The following is a 19,256-nucleotide window of genomic DNA, read 5'->3' as shown; positions in this document are numbered from 1 at the left end:
GGAGCGCTAGGACGGTACTTGTTATATCTTATTCAGAAATGTAGTTCATTTCGATTGCTTGTTGACGTAATTCATCACGGAAATCAGGATGAGCAATCGCAATTAATGCTTCTACACGTTCACGAATTGTTTTGTTTTTCAAGTTGGCAATACCATATTCAGTAACAACCATGTTGATGTCATTCTTACTTGTTGTTGCAGGGGCACCACTGAATAATTTAGGTACAATTGTTGATACTTTACCTTTAGCAGCAGTTGAATATAGCGCTATAAAGCCGCGACCATTCTTCGTTAAGTTAACACCTTTTGTAAAGTCAGCTTGACCACCTGTTGAAGAGTAGTAAGTATTCATGACACGTTCTGAAGAAACTTGACCAAGAAGATCCACTTCAATACCAGAGTTAATCGATACGAAGTTTTCATTTTCAGCAATGTATTTTTGACCATTTGAGATGCTTGAAGGTACCATCAAAATATCTTTATTGTGGTCCATGAAGTCATACATTTCTTTTGTTCCTAACGCAAATGTTGAAATTGACGTACCAACAAAGTTTTGTTTATGTTCGTTTGTTAATACACCTTTTTCATGTAGCAATTGCGCTTTAGAAGTAAACATTTCACTGTGTAAACCTAAGTTTTTCTTGTTGACTAGGTTGTTCATTACAGCGTTAGGCATTGCACCAATACCAACTTGGATAATATCACCATCTTCAATCAATTCAGAGATGTAATCCCCAATTTTTTGGTCTTTTTCATTGATTTCAGATTCAGGTAATACAGGAATTTGTTCGTTATTTTCTACTAATGCATCTACTTGGCTGATATGGATTGTATTTTCGATACCATAAGTATAAGGCATTGTTTCATTTACTTCTAAGATGATTTTTTTCGCATATTTAATTTGTGGTCCAAAATATGAGTTCCCAACACCTAATGAGAAGTTTCCTTCTTCATCCATTGGTGAAACAGTTGCCACTAAAACTGGTTCTGGTTCACGTGCATGTAAGATGTTTGGAATTTCTGAGAAGTGGTTAGGAATTAATTCAGTTTTACCACTATTGAAAGCTTTACGGTCATGACCTGATAAGAAGAATGACAGTTGTGTTAATTTTTCTTTTGGTAAATCTAACACACGGTGCATTGTTAACATGGTATATAAACTGTTACCGTCTAAGTTTTCATGTTTTTCTAAAGCTTCGTGTAATGCTGAAGGTTCGCCTGCACCCAATGGATAAACGATTGCTTCACCTGGTTCAATCACTTTGATTGCTTCTTCAGGCGTTGTTAATTTCTCTTGATATAATTTTTCAAATTCAGTTTGTGCCATATCTCGTCCTCTTTCTTCAAATTCAATCTATTCTTTGGTAAATTGCGCTTTTTCTTTATTAATGAAGGCTTGCATACCAGCTTTTTGGTCTTTCGTTGCAAATAACAGACCGAAACTTTGTGCTTCAAACGCTAACCCTTGATCCAAAGTCATATCAAAGCCTTTGTCGATTGCTACCTTAGCACTTTCTACTGCAAGCGGTGCATTCTTGTTAATCTTTTCAGCCATCGCATAGGCAGTATCTAGTAATGCATCTGCTTCAACCACTTGATTGAATAAACCAATGCGTAACCCTTCAGCAGCGTCAATATTGTTCGCTGTGAAAATAAGCTCCTTCGCTTTGCCAAGTCCTACTAAACGGCTTAGACGTTGTGTCCCACCAAATCCAGGAATAATCCCTAGACCAACTTCTGGTTGACCAACTTTTGCATTCGTAGAGGCAATACGGATATCAGCAGACAAAGCTAACTCAAGTCCTCCACCCAAGGCATAACCATTAACTGCAGCAATAACTGGTTGACGTAATGTAGCGATTTTCGCAAATGCACGGTTACCTAATTCAGAGAAGGTGTGCCCTTCTAAAGCATTCTTTTCTGCCATTTCTTTGATATCAGCACCGGCTACAAAAGCTTTCTCACCCGCACCAGTAATGACTAATACTTGAATGTCTTGGTTAGCTTCAATTTCTTTTGTAATCGCTTCCAATTCCGATAAAACTTCAGCGTTTATGGCGTTTAAAGATTTGGGACGGTTAATCGTTAACGTCCCAATCTTGTTCGCCACTTCAAGTTGCAAAGTGTTGTATTCTGTCATGATTTCCTCCTGACGGCCTACTCGTAAGAGAAGAAGCCTTGTCCAGTTTTGCGGCCTAATTGACCTGCTTCAACATATTTCACTAATAATGGTGCTGGACGGTATTTAGGATCTTTGTAGCCATCATATAAAGTATTCATGATTGCTAGTACAGTATCTAAACCGATTAAGTCACCTAATGCCAATGGTCCCATTGGATGACTAGCACCTAATTTCATTGCTGTATCAATTTCTTCAGCAGATGCAACGCCAGAATCTAAGATAAAGATTGCTTCGTTAATCATCGGAATTAACACACGGTTTACAACGAAACCTGGAGAATCTTTTACTTCTACTGCTTCTTTACCTAATGATTCACTTACTTGTTTCATTGCTTCTACAGTTGTCAATGAAGTCTTGATACCAATATTTAATTCAATCAATTTCATTGCTGGTACTGGGTTGAAGAAATGTAAACCAATCACTTTATCAGGACGTTTTGTTACGGCACCGATTTTAGTGATAGATAATGAAGAAGTGTTTGTCGCTAAGATGGTATCTTCCTTAGCAATTTCATCTAATTGACGGAAGATATCTAATTTGATTTTTTCATTTTCAGTTGCTGCTTCAATGATTAAATCAACATCTTTAGCATCGTCATATGAAGTAGAAGTCGTAATCTTAGCTAGAATAGCATCTACTTCTTCTTGGGTCATTTTCCCTTTTTCAACACGGCGTACAAGACCTTTTTCGATGTTTGCTAAACCGCGATCTACAAATTCTTGTTTAATATCGTTTAATACAACTGTATAACCAGCTTGTGCAAATTCTTGGGCGATACCGTCGCCCATTTGTCCTGCACCAATTACAAATACTTTTTCCATAATGTAATGGCTCCTTTTATAATGTCTCGTTTCAGATTAGCGTTTGATGATTAAGGCGTTACCTTGGCCCCCACCAATACATAAAGTTGCTAAACCTGTCTTCGCATCACGTTTAATCATTTCGTGGATTAAAGTAACGATGATACGTGCACCAGAAGCACCGATTGGGTGACCTAATGAGATTGCCCCACCATTTACGTTAGTGATTTCAGGGTCAAAACCTAATGATTTATTAACGCTCAACGCTTGTGCAGCAAAGGCTTCATTTGATTCGATTAAGTCTAAATCTTCTACTGTTAAACCAGCTTTTGATAAAGCTTTTTTCGTTGCAGAGATTGGGCCAGTACCCATGATTGATGGATCCACACCACATGAAGCAGATGAAACGATTGTAGCTAATGGTTCATAACCTAATTCTTCTGCTTTTTCTTTAGACATTAAGACTAAGATTGCAGCAGCATCATTGATTGTTGAAGAGTTTCCAGCAGTTACAGTACCGCCATCTTTCTTAAATGCAGGACGTAATTTAGCTAAACCTTCTGCTGTAGAACCGAAACGAACACCTTCATCTTGTGTCACAACAATTGGGTCACCTTTACGTTGCGGTACTGAGATTGGCACGATTTCATCTTCGAAACGACCAGATTTGATTGCTGCTTCAGCTTTTTGTTGACTCTTCGCTGCAAATTCATCTTGTTCTTCACGAGATAAGTCATATTTTTCGGCAACGTTTTCTGCAGTGATACCCATGTGGTAACCTTCGAATGCATCTGTTAAACCATCTTTTAACATAGTATCAACAGCGCGACCGTCACCCATACGTCCACCCCAACGGTAGTCGTTTAATACATATGGTGATTGGCTCATGTTTTCAGTACCACCAACAACCACGATGTCGTTGTCGCCAACCATGATTGATTGCGCACCTAACATAACTGTTTTCACACCTGAACCACAAACTTGATTTACTGAGAAAGAAGGTACTTCTTTAGGAATACCAGCATTCATAGCCACTTGACGTGCCACGTTTTGTCCTAAGCCAGCACTTAGGACATTACCTAAGATGACTTCATCTACTAAGCTAGGATCCAAGTTCAAACGATTTAAAGATTCTTTCACGACATCTGTTCCTAATTGAACTGCTGAATAATTTTTAAATGCGCCACCAAATGATCCGATTGCTGAACGTAATGCTGATACAATTACTACTTCTTTTGTACTCACTGTTTTTTCCTCCATTTATATATATGCTTTTTAAATTCTATTATATACTAATGCAACTTTGTATTTAATTTGGCGATTTTGTGGAATCGATACTTATATTATACTGGTAGCGTTTACAATATAAAAGGGGGTTATACCATGAAAACGCTATCAGAAACTTATTGAAGTATAAGTCATCCTTATAAAACTTTGTAGATTTCGATAAAATAAAAAGGTCCTAAAGCCAGAGAATGGCTCTAGGACCTACAGATATTAGGAAAAGTTATGTTTTTCTAAGTATTTGCTGGCGCAAAATTGCTTACAATCTGATTGAAAACATAATCTTTTAACGGTTCATGTTTTTCATGACGTGCGCGACAAATGGTGAAATTAAATGGAATTGGATCCTTGAATTTTCGTATCGTAGACAAATCTCGATTCAAATGCTTCTCTACTGGTCTAGGCAAAATAGTCACAATATCTGTATCTTGAGTTGCATCCATTAGGTAAGACCATGATGATGACGTGAAAAGAATTTGACTATCCAAATGATTTTCTTCCAACTTTTCGCTGACGAGTTGATGCGTCATAAAAGAACTTTTGAAGGTTGCCAATGGATATTTATCTAAATCACGCCAATTCAAGCGGTTTTTCTTAGCCAAAGGATTATTCTGCGACAAGAATGCCACCATTTCATCAAAACAAATCGTATGCTGCTCATATACCTTTTCGTCTAGTAAGGTTGGTTCGATAAGGATGGCTATATCTAAATCATCTTTAATCAACTTTTGACGTAAAGCATGACTACCATCTTCACTGATGGATATCTGTATCTCCTTATTTTCTACTGATAGTTTAGGGAAATAGGCAGCAAAGTAGGTTTCTAAGATGAGTGATGGTAAACCAATACGAATGGTTCCTTTTTGGCGTAAAGATTCATAATGAATAATATGATCTAATTCATCTGACAAAGCCAAAATTTTAATCGCATAGTCATATACTTCCTTACCCGCGGTTGTTAGTCCTTGTAAACGGCTATTCTTGCGGTTAAACAACTCAATTTCATGATCTCTTTCAAAGGTAGAGATAAACTGACTCAGGGCGGGTTGACTAATGTGGATTTTCTTGGCAGCTAGCGACAAGTTAAAGTTACATTCCACAATGTTAACAAAATAATATAACTGTAAGATGTTCAATTTCACGGCACCCCTCTCTATTAGTTTCGATTATAGCAAAGTTTATAAAACTAAAAAAAGAAATCAACCTCAAGTGTTTCCTGAAGTTGATTTCCGAATTTGTTCATAGCAATTATTGAGGTGGATTGCGATTAAACAAATGCGCCGATACCTGTAATCTCACGGCCTACAAGTAAAGCGTTAATTTCATGTGTACCTTCATAAGTGTAGATAGCTTCAGCATCTGCGAAGAAGCGTGCTACATCAGATTCTAGGGTAATACCATTACCACCAGTTACTTCACGTGCTAAGGCAACTGTTTCACGCATTCTTAATGAGTTGTGCATTTTCGCTAATGAAGAGTTGAACATTTCGTATTCGCCATTATCCATTAATTCAGCAATACGTACTGAGTAGCCTAAAGCTGCTGTAGCGTTAGATTGCATACGTGCTAATTTTTCTTGAACTAATTGGAAACCAGCTAATTTACGGTCGAATTGTTCACGTTCAGAAGTGTTACGTAAAGCAGCAACGAAAGCACCTGCTGTTACACCGTTGGCAATATGTGCAACGTCTGCACGAGTGTGGATGAAGATTTCATTTACAGAACGGAAACCGTTGATGTTTGGTAAACGGTCAGCTTCTGGCACTTCAACGTTTTCTAAAGTGATGTGGCCATTTTGAACCATACGTAATGAAATTTTGTTAGGAATTGGCACAGCATTGTAACCAGGAGTACCTTTACGAACGATGAAACATTTGATTTTACCATCTTCAACGTCACGAGCAAATACAGGAACGATATCAGCAGTATCTGCACCACCGATCCAACGTTTTTCACCGTTTAAGAGCCATTTGTCACCTTTACGTTCTGCAGTAGTTGCTAAACCACCTGCAATATCAGAACCGTGATCTGGTTCAGTTAAAGCAAAACATGTTTGCCATTCGAAGTTACGTACTTTAGTTGCGAATTCTTGTTTTTGTTCTTCAGAACCACCGATTAAGATTGTGTTGTAACCTAAACCACCATGTACTGTGTAGAATGTAGCAATTGAAGCATCAAAGCGAGCTAATTCATAGTATAGGAAGGCATTATACATTTCGCTAGCTTTCCATTTGTCATCGCGACCTTCAAATAATTTAGGGCTGTTCATAATGCCAGCTTCTTTTAATTTGTAGAATGCTTCAAACGGGAATTTACCGCGTTCCCAGTGGTCAGTTACAACTGGACGAATATCATTCTCAATGATTTGACGTACATGTTGTAATACTTCCAATTCACCATCAGTTAATTTTTCTGCGTAATGGAATACATCTTCTGGGTATAATTCACGGATAATTTCTGCTTTTGTTGACATAGTTTTGTCCTCCATTTAAGTTCAATTTTGTTTTATTTTAATTAAATACTTGTTGCAAACGCTTCCACACACATATAATAACCCATCCATATTCATTTTTAAAATAAGGAATTTGAATTGAAATATAAGTTTAAGTTATAGATAGTACAAAAACCCTATTCTTTCAAGATTTTATACAGTCAAAAGCATTGGATGAAACTTTTCTTCCTAACTGAATACATCCAAATTATGCTTCCTGTGAGGCTTTTGTTTATATGCACACACACATACAAGGCTAGTACAATTACCGAGGATAGTTATCCTACATTTGTTGAGAAAACCGCAATTACAGAATGCGCGTGTCATTCAGGCATTTTTGACCTTTTTATCCCGAATAAATTGTGGTTCTATAAGATATGCTATTTTTTTACTGAATATAACCACATTCAGGATAAATTTTTACCATCTGTATCGAACGAATCGTCATTGTATATAACTGGTCATTTATTTACCGAATAGAGGCTGGGACAAAAGGCCTCTAAAAAAGGCGTACACAATTCTGAATAAGTGTTGTGTACGCCTTTTACTTTGAAAAAATTCTTATAAATTTTGATTGAAATATATCATGGGAACAGATGTTAAAGGACTGAAAGTGTAGTTCCTTAGCCGTGAAGGAGGATGAAATCGAGACCTTGGATCGATTTCAAATTGAAAGACCTTGGCTTTCAATGGTCCCACGGCTCACAAGAAACGTACACTATAAGGACGAAAAATCTATGATTTTAATTTTTTGTACCAGCCACTGCTTTTTTATCCCGAATTTCGAGTTATTCGGTAATTTTATCGTTCACAGTACAACAAAAGGGGTTGGAACTATTTGTCCCAACCCCTGAATGAATTTATTGAAAATATTTTTAGATTAATGGAGAAATTAGTAGTTACCTTCGATTGAACCTAATTCTTAACCAAAGTTGTCTTTGCCTTCTTCACCAACAAAGTGCATGTCAGCGCCTAACATTTCTAAGAAGTTAGCGAATGCAGGGTTGATACCTAATTCTTCCATATCGTTTTTGTCTAGCGTATAACGAATGGTATCTTCTTGACCTGCTTCAACTTTTTGCACCCATTGTGGTTCACGGATTGATTCGCGACCTAAAGCAACAAATTCAATACCCGCATCCATTACTTCTTCAGCTTGTGCTGGTGTTTCGATTGAACCAACTGAAATTAATGGTACGCGACCGTTTACTGTTTCTTTGATATGTAACACGATTGGTGTTTTGTCTTCTCTATTATTTAAAGATGTACGCCATGCGCTACCCATAGAAATGTGTAAGTAGTCAATACCGCTGTCTGCTAATACATCAACAAATTGTAATGTATCTTCTAAACGGATACCTGGTTCTTCGATTTCTTCTGGAGAAATACGGTAACCTAAAATGAATGGTTCTGTTGCATATTCATCGATAGCTTTCTTAACGCTTTTAATAATTTCTAAATCAAAAGTCATACGTCCCTTAACATCGCCACCAAATTTATCTGTACGTTTGTTTGAATGTGGTGAGAAGAATTGTTGCATCAAGTATGTGTTGGCACCGTGCAATTCAACACCATCAAAACCTGCTTGGATAGCACGACGAGTTGCTTCTCCAAAGTCAACAATGATTTGTTCTACTTCTTCAGTTGTCAATTCACGTGGTGTTTCAGCATTTGGACGTGGTGCTGCTACAGCAGACGCACTAACTGTTTGGGTACCGCGTAAGATTGCTTTAGAAGACATACGGCCTGCATGGAAAATTTGTAAAATAGCTTTTGTACCATCTTTTTTAATTGCTTTTGCCATGTTGGTTAAGCCTGGTAGGAAGCAATCGTCTGTAATTGACAACTCACCTTCAAAACCTTTACCATCTTCACTAACATTCGCAACTGGTGCGATAAACATACCAACGCCACCTGTATGTGTGTCAAAGTAGTATAATTCATCTCTTGAAACTGAACCATCTTCAAGTGATGAACCTTCAGTCATTGGAGGAATAACCACACGATTTTTGATTGTTGCAAAAATAGTTTCAATGAGATTCAACATGAAATCTCACCACCACTATTTATTATAGAACCGAAATTATCGTCTCGATAATTTCATCTACCTTTTTTTATAGCAATTGCTAAACGTTCTAGTCTTCCACAATATATTTGATTTGATCAATGGGAAACGGGACAGCCTCTGCCGTATAGTAATTGATGTCGACTACCCTAGCGCCAATAGTCTGCCCGTCATTGCCGACAGGGACTTGAACGTGGTCACCTTCAAGAATCGTATCTGAGTTACTGAGATAATAGTAGGATTTTTCACTATCTGAAAATACTACACTACAGAAAATATATTCACCTAGACGCCGTTTTCGTTTACCAAAAATACGTGGATTCAAAACCTTGCCAAGACCATAAGATTCGAGGAAGAATTGCAGCGTTTCCACAAAACTACCCCAACGATTAGGTAGGTCTCCGTTTTCAAATGACCCATAAATGATCTTCTCGGGCTGCTTATCATAGGTGATGGTTATCGTATAGTCGTCATCTTCACTTGGTGCATCTTTGGTTATTCGCTGAATAGGTTCCTGGTCAGAAAATAATCGATCTAAATATATTTCATTTAATAGCGAGGATACCATTTTCCCCATCTGATAGGTATGGGTAATTGTGCCTGTTTGACCAATCGTTTGTAAGATACGCAACATCCCTGACATGCGGTCGATAACGATTTGCTCATCATAAGTATCCCAGGGTAAATTATCTTCAAAATAATCCGCCATACGCGTATGGATTTCTGTCAACCCCTTATAATGAACGGTGATATTTTGAATCCTATCATCCGTCCCATGGTCATCAAAGACAATTAGTTCATACATTCCTAGCGTATCCCGAATGAGATCGGATAAATCGACACCATCAACAATGAAATTGGCACATAAAGAACCCTCATACCGATACATTTCCCCATCAGTATTGGTTAACTCAAGTTCCCAAATCCCAATATCTGTTGCCCGGATTTCATCATAGGGTTTGCGAAAATACGACGCCATCGCTTGGAGGATTTTGTCCGTTTGCGCTGCGGGTATATGCTTTTGAAATTTTGACCCTGGGCTTTCTTGGTTTGAATCCTCAGAAACCAAAAATGATTGGAACCATAGGCCACCCTTATTATTAAGGGTCAAATTTTGTTGATAGGTTTCTCCCACACGAGGCGGGTTGAAATAGGACATGTTATTAGATGAGATTTTCATTTTTCTAAGTGTCCCTCGAAAAGCAAATGGCGTCAATTGTACCAATCTGCTAAGTCTGTACAAAGCCACTTTGAACCATTGGCGCATGGTGTCAGTTACGTAAGGTGTTCCCTGAAAAGCCCATTATGCGTAGTGGCGCCAAGCAGAATAGATAGCTGCACCCAAAATTTCTATATCATTTACCTCATAAATCACATGTTCCAAGTTCTTGACGGTCAACCAATCTTTCAGGTAATGATGTGCAAATGACTGGCCCTGATCCATCAAAAAGCCCAATTGTTGGCATTCATATCCCAACTTTTCGTCAAATAAATCATCATAACTTGTATCCGGATTTTGAAAAAGTGCCAACCATTTCTCCGCAAAAACACCCACTAAAGCTACATCTGCCACTATCCTGCACCTCCCAATATCTATCAGTATTTTATTACCCCAAGTATAGTATATTTATCCGAAATGTACCGATAAATTGATGCAAGTTATTCACTTTATTGCATTTGCCAAGACATTTCCCAAAAGGCCAATTCATAGCGGGAACAAGCTGTAAAAATAGCAAGCAAGTGGTCGATTTGGGCATCCGTATAATGTTGCGATAGACGATTTAAACTCTCAATCAAGGTCTGATTACTTGCTGAATAGGTGTTTGAACCATAGGCTTGAATCCAAGAACCATAGAAATCATCATGAATGGCATCCGGATTACGGCGCATGATTTCTTTGGCAATCATTTCATAACTGTAGGCACAGGATAGAATGGCTGCTAAGATTTCGACCTCAGTTTCCTCATAAGCCACTCGCAACATGTATGAGGTATACGAAAGATTATCCAAAGATGGTTGAATGGCGTCTAGTTCTTCTTCTGTAATGTCCAGTTGGGCCATAAAACCGTTATGAACATTCAATTCTGCCGAAATTCCAGCAATTGATTGGGCAAATAGATTTATATTATCAACATCTGTCGCCTTAGCTAGGCCGATGGCAAATACTTTTGTATAGTCTTTCAAGTACAAAAAATCTTGCATGATGTAATAGCGGAACTTTTCTCTGTCTAAACTGCCATCCCCAATACCCGTCACAAAGGGATGGTCATTGTAAGCCTCCCATATTTCACGCGTAGCTTCGATTAATTTATCGGTTGTTGTCAGTGATGGGATTGATGTCATTATCTGCCTCCTCAGCAAATTGCCCTTGCAAACCAAAATGATGGTTCATTGGTCCAGAGCCCGTTCCAAGGTCTAACATATCCGCTAGCGCTGCTGATAAATATGCCTTGGCGCGCGTTACTGAAGTAGCCAAATCGTAGCCCTTAGCCAGATTTGAAGCAATGGCACTCGACAGGGTACAGCCCGTTCCATGGGTATTCGGATTATCGATGCGTCGCCCTTCAAACCACCGGCATTGGCCGTCTGCATATAAGACGTCATTGGCATCATTAATCGCATGCCCACCCTTCACTAAGACGGCACACCCATACGTGTCACCAATAATTTTCCCAGCCGCTTCCATGTCATCTGCGTTTTGAATTGCTATACCTGCCAAAAGCGCTGCCTCTGGAATATTGGGGGTTACTAGGGTCGCAAGAGGTAACAAGTCTGCCGTTAAGGTTTCCACCGCATCTGTCTTCATGAGCGATGACCCAGACGTCGCAACCATCACTGGGTCAAGGACAATATTTGTTGCCTGGTAAAAACGCAGGCGGTCACCAATGACACGAATCAGTTCTGATGACGATACCATACCTATTTTGACAGCATCCGGATAAATATCTTCGAATACAGCATCAATTTGCGCTTGCAAAAATGCTGGCGAAGCCTCCTCCACGCCAAATACCCCTGTCGTATTTTGGGCGGTCAAAGCCGTGATAGCTGTCATCCCGTATACACCATTCATGGTCATGGTCTTCAAATCTGCCTGGATGCCTGCCCCACCAGACGAATCGCTTCCCGCAATTGCTAAAGCCGTCTTCATATTATTGTCCTCCTTCGTTATTCAAATCACTATCTACTACGTGCTCAGCTAAAATTTTTAAATCCCTAGATGCCTTCTCAATATCTGATGCCCCAAAAATAGCCGAAATAATGGCTACACCAGCGATGCCCGTGCCAGCTAATTGCCCTATATTTTCATGATCAATGCCTCCAATCGCAACGACGGGAATATCTACGCTGCACACACTTGGCGCAAGCCCTCAATCGTTAAGACATCCGCGTCGTCCTTAGTCGCAGTTGCGAACATGGCACCATAGCCTAGACAATCCGCCCCATTTTCGACAGCTATTAGTGCCTCAGCTACCGAATGCACGGACACCCCAATCAACATATCGGGTCCCACCCGTTTCCGCACTAAATCGCTCGCCATATCTTCCTGACCCACATGAATGCCATCCGCCTGACAAGCAATGGCAACGTCCACATTATCATTGATAAAAAGCGGAATATCGTAACGTTGGCACAAGTCTTTGATGATAAGGCCTCCGCCAAAAAGGCTTGGTCATCCATGGATTTTTCCCGCAACTGGACACAGGTCACCCCGCCCTTTATTGCGTCTTTCACCTGGTCTACTAAACTTTGCTTCCCGGTCCATCTTTGATCAGTCACGGCATATAGGCGCAAATCCGATTTAATAGACTTCATACTGAGCACCGCCTTCCAATTGGTCACCCGTCATGTGATAAATAGCATCGATGATATAGTTACGGTAGCTCGCATTACCGTCGAACCCTGTTAAACGGTCGTGGGCAATTTCCCCAGCTAATCCCATCACCATCACCGCGGCTGCACTTGCTTGTAAAACCTGGTCCGAATTTGCTGCGATAAATGCTGTGGTTAAGGCGGATAATTGGCATCCGGTGCCTGTAATAACCGACATCATGGGATGACCGTTGTAGATACAATAGGCTTTTTCCCCATCTGTTACGATATCAATAGCACCCGTAATGACCACCACAGACTTACTTTGTCTAGCAAAAGATTTAGCAAAATCGACTGCTTCAGACAAATTTTCGCTTGTAATCTTATCCGCTATATCAACGTCAACACCCTTGGTAGTCCCAGTGCCAGATGCCAAAGTTTTGATTTCAGACATATTGCCCCGAATGACCGTAAAATCAATGGCTTGCATTAAAGATTGGGCTGTTTCCGTACGTAAAATGGATGCCCCTGCCCCGACAGGATCCAATAAAACTGGATGTTGTAGGCGATTGGCTTCTTTACCGGCATTTAACATGGCAGGGATAGTCCGTGTGTTCAAGGTACCTATATTGATATTGAGCGCCTGACTAAGACGCGTGATGTCCACTACTTCATCTGCTTCGTCTGCCATAATCGGTGATGCACCCGCAGCCAGTAATATGTTGGCACAATCATTGACGGTAACATAATTGGTAATATTGTGGATGAGTGGCGATTTCGTACGCACATTTCCGAAAATTTTTTTAAACATATGACGCCTCCTTGTTATTTCATAAAAACGAAAAGCGGACAGATACCTGTTGAAGTATCCGCCCGCTTACACGCAAAATCACTTCCTACGGTGGCATTATCCACATCAGGTATAAGGGTCGAAGTTACATCACTTCCTCTCAGCCTGCACCACAAGCTCCCCCCGAAAAAATATTCATAAACAAAAACAGGAGCCACCCCATCCGGATACCTCCTGCAAAAAATCTCAGTAAATATGATTTCCTACGTCGGCATTACCCGCATCAGGTATAAGGGTCGAAGTTGGATTACTTCCTCTCAGCCTGCATCACAAGCTCCCCTGTTTTATTGGTTCATTATAACGTTAATGGTTGAAGTGTTCAATATGCCACCTCTTAATCCATTGGTTTAACTTTTTCTTCGATGAAGGCTATTTCTTCATCTGATAGTTCATATTTTTTATAGAGCTGCTGATCTATTTCTGAAATTGATTTTGTCCAGTCAATATCTGAATCAACAGTAAAGTCTTGTAAAGGTACTTTAGACCATTTTTCTTTGGGATTATCTTGTGTGATTTTAAGAACACCTAACATTGTGCGAGTAAACTTTGTCTTAATATATTTTAATGTGTTTTCTGCTTCAGTTCTATTTTTGAAGGCACCAATTGAAATAAAGGTTTGTGTAAATCCAGTGATGGGTTTCACAACAATTGGTGATGATAATTTTTCACCTAACGCGCCTGAACCATTTGCTTTAGGTAATATCACACGGTATGTGTCATGACCAAATGGTTTATTTATATAATCTTCTCTAATCCAATGATAAACCCGATCATTTTTATAACGACCATAAATCCTTATATAGCTGTTATTGTCATTTGGCATATTTTCATAAAAAACTAAATTGTCAAGTGTTTCAAGAACGGCAGTACCGACATCATTTAGATGATTTTTAGATAGAATATTTTGTGCATCAGGATGGTTTTTATGCATCAAAGATGTAAATTTATATATCCCTTGCCCCGACATTATTGTATTTAAAGTAACATTACTTAATTTTGAAACTTTCTTAACAATAGAATTCAGAGTTTCAAAGCGAGTAAAAGTTCCTATTTCACCATAATTTTTTGAGGTATCTCTATACAAAATAGCAACGCCCCCTTTTATGTCCGTACCTGGAAAAATTTCAGAGGATTTCGAGGAATAATACATCACTCTTAAATGCTTGTCTGATAACATTTTTTTGTTCCATTTTTTATCCGTACTTCCTGCATTAAATAAAAATCGTGCAGGAGAAATAATTGAGTATTTATTTGATATTTTCTCTGCCAGATCATAAAAATAATTATATACAGCATCATCCCGTGTATTTAGATTAGATTGTTGGTATGGCGGATTTCCTACAACTACATCAAATTTCATTATTGATTACCTCCAAATAGTTCATCCAGTTTTGCTTCAAAATCGCCTTCACCCTTGGCATAAGGTGTTGTATCTAACAACACAAGATGAGATGTATCAATATTTTCTGCTCTTTTATCAAAACCAAATACAAAGTTCTTAGCGATATTATAAATTATTTCGCTAGGTGCAAATCCATACACTTGATGCTCTAAAATATGTTTTAAACGCTCTTCTTCATTTGGAATGATCTCTTCGAGTCCAATAAACAGTCTTTTCACTATCTCTGTTAAATATAGTCCCGATTTAACATATAGGTCTGCAAAAGTTTTATCAGGATCAGAAAAAATACCAGAATTTTCAGCTTCTAGTTGATCAATCATCATAATAACAACTTTCTTTGGCGTATAGATTTGATTCGTTTTTTGTGGTGGGATGTAGTCAAAAATGTCTTCTTCTTGATTTTCATCAAAATAATTTGATAACTCAGCGCGTTTTCTTAAGAACTCCTGACAAGATTCATCGAACACAATCGGATCAAAGAAATGATATGTATCTCGCAATTGTCTGAATTGTCCAAGTGTAATCCCAGTAACTTCTTTGAAAACTGAATCATCTATGGTCAAATCGAAATTATCTAAATTTGTCGATTCTTCACCGTACGCCATTAAGAATGATGGAATGGTTCTAGCAAAGCCGCGTAAACGAGCACGAACTTCATCTTCTACATGATTTTTCTTCTTGTTCTCATGCACTTTAAGAATGTTTTCCGTGGATTTTTGCGCAATTTCTGGCAATTTCGCTACAACATTGTCCTCGATACTTTGTTTTTCTTCTTCATCAATTTTTTGCGTCATCTCTTCAAACGCTTTTTTAGCTTTCGTTATTTTTTCTTCATTTTCTTTGGCCTCAGCTAATTCTCGTTTATATTCGACTTGTGCTTCATTATGTTTTATTTCAGTATTTTTGGCTATTATTTCAATGGTTCTTGCTATTTTTGCTTTTTCTTCTTTAATCACACCATTTGTAGCAGTTTTAGATATACCAATATCCCTTGCAACATCCTCTAATCCCGGACGCAAAGTTTCCTCAACTAATTCAGTAACTACTTCTTCATACTTGTCATTACGATTACTATCAATTGCATTATCAATTTTTGATTTGATTTCTTCATACAATTTGTCACCGAAATGGGCCTTAGTGGTTGCTATCGTAATCGTAGGGTCAACTACCACACCACCATCTTGGTCAACTTGGACATTTTGCGTATCAATAGGCGAATCAGTAGGATTAGGTTTATATGTTCCTTGAGCCACTGGGTTTAATTGTTCTAATATTTCACGTGCGCCGGCTGAAGCAAATATACCTGATATATTTTGGAACAATAAATTAGACATAAAGCCACGTTTGACAACTTCCTGTGCTTTAATGGACTTCGGAATTGTCATTACCTGATTCGCATCAAGCTCAATCATCTTGCCATCATTATCTTCAGCAATTACTGGGAAGAAATTTAATAACTGCTTGATGTTTTCTTCCCGCTTATCAGTGGTCCCCCCACCATTTACTGTTTGTCGTGATAGATTATTCGCAAATTCATCATAAATAATCAAAGTACGTTCAGGCGCAAAATCGAATACATAAGCATTTTGCTTTTGGTATACTTTTCCATCTTTTTTGTAAGTCCATGGATTTTGAGCTCTAAATGCTGCCTGCATATACACACTTGGAGATTGTAAATTGGAGAGCATTAAAACACCCGTCCATTCTGGAACTGTAACCCCTGTTGTTAATTGGCCTACAGATAATGTAATGGTTTTATCGTTATTGTTGATAGCTTCTCTCACGCGTTCCAAGGCTTTAGTATTAATAATCTGATCATCTTCAGTTTTTCCGTCCCCAGCAGCGACAATGATATGGTAATTTTCGAATACTGGATGTTTCTTCAATAATTTTTCAAGCGCTTTAGCAGAAGCAACTCTATTTAAATACCAGAAAGTATGTTTCAATTCGTTTCTAAGTTCTGGCGTTGAGAATGGGTATTTTTCGTTATGCGTTAAGGTATCTAACCATTTGATAATGTCACTTTCATGGATGAATTTGCCCGCCTCATTCGTTTCAAAAAATTCATTTAAATCAAATGCATAATCTAAATTCTTTCCTTCAATATCAGCACCTTTATTTACTTCATCTGTTATTGCTTGACTCATCTGATATGAGAATAAATTCAATTGAGGTAAGGCAGTATATGGATTTTCCTCATCCCAATCAGGCTGCCAATGTTTTTTTGCAGTTTGCTCGTCAGCGTAGGTCCAGTTATAGATCTGTTCTTCCGTAAAATCACCAGATGCGATTGCCTTGAAAGGTGTACCCGATAAATATAAGGTAAATTTACGTTCCAATTGATCAAATGCGACATCAGTAATTATTGTATCGATACCTTCATGGCTTTCATCAATAACAAGTAAATCCCATTTCAGGTTTTTAATCCAATTTAATTTATCATGCTTACCACCAAATGAAATTGCCCCTTTTAAGTCTTGCAAGGAAACAAAGGTAATCATTTTTTCTTTAGGATTTTCTGAGTCTAATTGTTTGAGATATTGTTCTCTAGAAAAGGCAGGACGATTTTTTAATGATTCATTATTCGATAGGAAAACATAGTCCGTTTGCCAAGCAATAAATTTTTCAAAATCATCAAACCATGAATTTGCGATGGCTGGTCTGTTAGTAACAATTAAAACTTTTTCAGCTTCTAGTTTTCTTGCTAAATCATATGTGGTAAGTGTTTTCCCAAAACGTGGTTTTGCATTCCACAAAAAGCGTCCGCCTTCGTGTTTTCTTGCATAAGTCAAAGTCTTTTCAACAGCCGACTCTTGTTCAGGGCGTAAGACATATTCAGCTTCCTCTTTAATCTGTTTGAAATTTTGTTTTTTAAAATCATTTAAGTCATCTAATGATTTTTTTGGTGTACCGTTATAATAAAACCATTCCCGTTTACCACGTTGTGGCACTTGCTTATATTTTCTTAAATACGAGTGAAATTGTTTATCTGTAAAAAAATTATCTGTTCCATCAAAAAATGCTGGTTGCACCCATAATTCGTCATATTTAAGTTGAATTGCGGCTGTTTGCGTTTGTTCTTTAATTCGTTGTTCAGCATCTTCACGTTGAGTATAACCAATTTTTATCCAACCAATATTTTCTTCAATTGTTGGTAACGTATATGCATAGATTTGTGGATATATTAATTTAGTAGTTTTATCCCGTTGTTGTTCCCCATACCTACTTAACTCCCTTATCAAAAAACTCCATCTTATCTAATTCCCAATTCATTATTTTTACTCGTTTACCTGGTTTGATAATCCATTGTTCCACTGATTCTTCATCCTCAAATAAAGATAATTGTACTGTCGTTACTAGCTCTCTTTTTTCAGATAATGGAATAATATATTTCAACCCATCCATTTGGAATACGTTATAACTTATAATTTTGGCAATATCTTCAAACAAACCCGCTAACGGTTCCTCAGACCATTTATCAAAATAAAAATCCCTATAGGTATATAGCAAATTCTCCCTAGCTAGAAATAAAGAATCTCCACTCCATTCAAACCCATAACTGGATTTGTATGCGCTTTCAACTAATCGTTGCCATTCAGCTTTATCGTCTATTTCGCTATTAATTCTACGGAGTTTTCTATCGACAAATCCTACTCGTTCATCTAAGGAAATGATTTGCCCTGTTTCCATATCATAGCGAGTGGCCATATATGGTGCTTCCCCACATGTTATTTCCAGCCATTTACGCCCGACATAAGTTTCTAGATCATCTTGCGCATAGTTCTTATCTACTTCATCATTCTGTAATTTCACTACCCAAGTAGGCGTAAAAACTTCTGCTTTGTCTCTCGTTCGTTTTTTTTGAGTTTCTGTAGATTTTAAAGCTCGAGGTTTAATTATTTTCCCCATTGCACCTGTAATCAATTCACGTTTCATTTCTGATGTCGGTGCATACGCAGCACTACCAAATTTCACATAATTTTCATTAGCCCAAATTATGTTTTTAATCTTTCGAGGAGTCGTTTTGGTTCTATCAATTAATAAAAAATCCAAAATCTTTGGATACTGTTCCCAGATAGCATCTTCTGAAATATCAGTACTATTATGTTCTTCTAATTCATCTGTAGTAGACATTTTCAACCTCCCCTCTTTATCATTGTTCTTTATACTTATTAAAGTATATTCTATCATGTTATTGCTAATTTAGAATGAAATAGACAAAAATAATTCATCTTTCCTTAAGTAATTTATACCTATTATCATTGAAAATTTCATATTCTGCTACTACTAATTTTCCTTATAACTCTAATAAAAAAGCAAATAGCGTAGCTGATATGCTCCCCCTAAAAGTAGACACTTAATAAAATAAGTC

Annotated in this window: 15 protein-coding genes, 1 pseudogene and 2 riboswitches; all 16 genes and pseudogenes read right to left on the bottom strand. The window is 37.9% G+C overall.

Annotated features, from left to right (window positions below; translation table 11 throughout):
- Window positions 1–28: 28 nt before the first annotated feature.
- The 16 genes and pseudogenes from B9P78_RS01570 to B9P78_RS01495 all read right to left on the bottom strand — a co-directional run bounded on the left by B9P78_RS01570 (window position 29) and on the right by B9P78_RS01495 (window position 19,018).
- Entirely contained in the window at window positions 29–1,327 is a 1,299-nt protein-coding gene (locus B9P78_RS01570) for an acetyl-CoA hydrolase/transferase family protein (RefSeq protein ID WP_094517832.1), read from the bottom strand.
- A gap of 27 nt (window positions 1,328–1,354) precedes the next feature.
- Entirely contained in the window at window positions 1,355–2,140 is a 786-nt protein-coding gene (locus B9P78_RS01565; RefSeq protein ID WP_094517831.1) for an enoyl-CoA hydratase-related protein, read from the bottom strand.
- A gap of 17 nt (window positions 2,141–2,157) precedes the next feature.
- Complete coding sequence (locus B9P78_RS01560) at window positions 2,158–3,003, bottom strand: 3-hydroxybutyryl-CoA dehydrogenase (RefSeq protein ID WP_094517830.1); 846 nt, start codon at window positions 3,001–3,003, stop codon at window positions 2,158–2,160.
- Between the two features lie 36 nt (window positions 3,004–3,039).
- The gene (locus tag B9P78_RS01555; RefSeq protein WP_233487643.1) at window positions 3,040–4,227 is read right to left on the bottom strand and encodes an acetyl-CoA C-acetyltransferase; all 1,188 of its coding nucleotides are present in this window, start codon (window positions 4,225–4,227) and stop codon (window positions 3,040–3,042) included.
- Window positions 4,228–4,499: 272 nt separating this feature from the next.
- Entirely contained in the window at window positions 4,500–5,408 is a 909-nt protein-coding gene (locus B9P78_RS01550; protein WP_233487642.1) for a LysR family transcriptional regulator, read from the bottom strand.
- A gap of 125 nt (window positions 5,409–5,533) precedes the next feature.
- Complete coding sequence (locus B9P78_RS01545; protein ID WP_094517828.1) at window positions 5,534–6,739, bottom strand: acyl-CoA dehydrogenase family protein; 1,206 nt, start codon at window positions 6,737–6,739, stop codon at window positions 5,534–5,536.
- 940 nt (window positions 6,740–7,679) lie between these two features.
- On the bottom strand, window positions 7,680–8,804 hold the full coding sequence (locus B9P78_RS01540; RefSeq protein ID WP_094517827.1) for an NADH-dependent flavin oxidoreductase: 1,125 nt from the start codon (window positions 8,802–8,804) through the stop codon (window positions 7,680–7,682).
- An 88-nt stretch (window positions 8,805–8,892) separates the two neighbouring features.
- A complete protein-coding gene (locus B9P78_RS01535; protein ID WP_094517826.1) occupies window positions 8,893–10,002 on the bottom strand; it encodes a hypothetical protein in 1,110 nt (369 codons plus the stop codon).
- 123 nt (window positions 10,003–10,125) lie between these two features.
- Entirely contained in the window at window positions 10,126–10,395 is a 270-nt protein-coding gene (locus tag B9P78_RS01530; protein ID WP_094517825.1) for a hypothetical protein, read from the bottom strand.
- A gap of 95 nt (window positions 10,396–10,490) precedes the next feature.
- Complete coding sequence (gene tenA, locus B9P78_RS01525; RefSeq protein WP_199445716.1) at window positions 10,491–11,165, bottom strand: thiaminase II; 675 nt, start codon at window positions 11,163–11,165, stop codon at window positions 10,491–10,493.
- Window positions 11,131–11,970, bottom strand: coding sequence for a bifunctional hydroxymethylpyrimidine kinase/phosphomethylpyrimidine kinase (thiD, locus tag B9P78_RS01520; RefSeq protein WP_094517824.1), 840 nt, complete (start codon window positions 11,968–11,970; stop codon window positions 11,131–11,133). The genes tenA and thiD overlap by 35 nt, the downstream gene beginning before the upstream one ends.
- Window position 11,971: 1 nt before the next feature.
- Window positions 11,972–12,635, bottom strand: a pseudogene (gene thiE / locus B9P78_RS01515) (thiamine phosphate synthase).
- A complete protein-coding gene (thiM, locus tag B9P78_RS01510) occupies window positions 12,622–13,443 on the bottom strand; it encodes a hydroxyethylthiazole kinase (protein WP_094517823.1) in 822 nt (273 codons plus the stop codon). Before thiM ends, thiE begins: the two are co-directional and overlap by 14 nt.
- Window positions 13,444–13,507: 64 nt before the next feature.
- Window positions 13,508–13,616, bottom strand: a riboswitch (TPP riboswitch).
- Between the two features lie 49 nt (window positions 13,617–13,665).
- Window positions 13,666–13,773: riboswitch (TPP riboswitch) on the bottom strand.
- A 43-nt stretch (window positions 13,774–13,816) separates the two neighbouring features.
- Window positions 13,817–14,842 carry an Eco57I restriction-modification methylase domain-containing protein gene (locus B9P78_RS01505; protein ID WP_094517822.1) on the bottom strand — a complete coding sequence of 342 codons (1,026 nt, stop codon included), beginning with the start codon at window positions 14,840–14,842 and terminating at the stop codon, window positions 13,817–13,819.
- Window positions 14,842–18,126, bottom strand: coding sequence for a DEAD/DEAH box helicase family protein (locus tag B9P78_RS01500; RefSeq protein WP_233487641.1), 3,285 nt, complete (start codon window positions 18,124–18,126; stop codon window positions 14,842–14,844). The genes B9P78_RS01505 and B9P78_RS01500 overlap by 1 nt, the downstream gene beginning before the upstream one ends.
- Entirely contained in the window at window positions 18,107–19,018 is a 912-nt protein-coding gene (locus B9P78_RS01495) for a restriction endonuclease (protein WP_094517821.1), read from the bottom strand. The genes B9P78_RS01500 and B9P78_RS01495 overlap by 20 nt, the downstream gene beginning before the upstream one ends.
- Window positions 19,019–19,256 lie beyond the last annotated feature (238 nt).

It is taken from the genome of Aerococcus sp. 1KP-2016 (assembly GCF_002252085.1).
Classification (GTDB): Bacteria; Bacillota; Bacilli; order Lactobacillales; family Aerococcaceae; genus Aerococcus.
The sequence above is the reverse complement of the archived record's forward strand: the minus strand, read 5'-3'. Positions and strand labels throughout refer to the sequence as shown.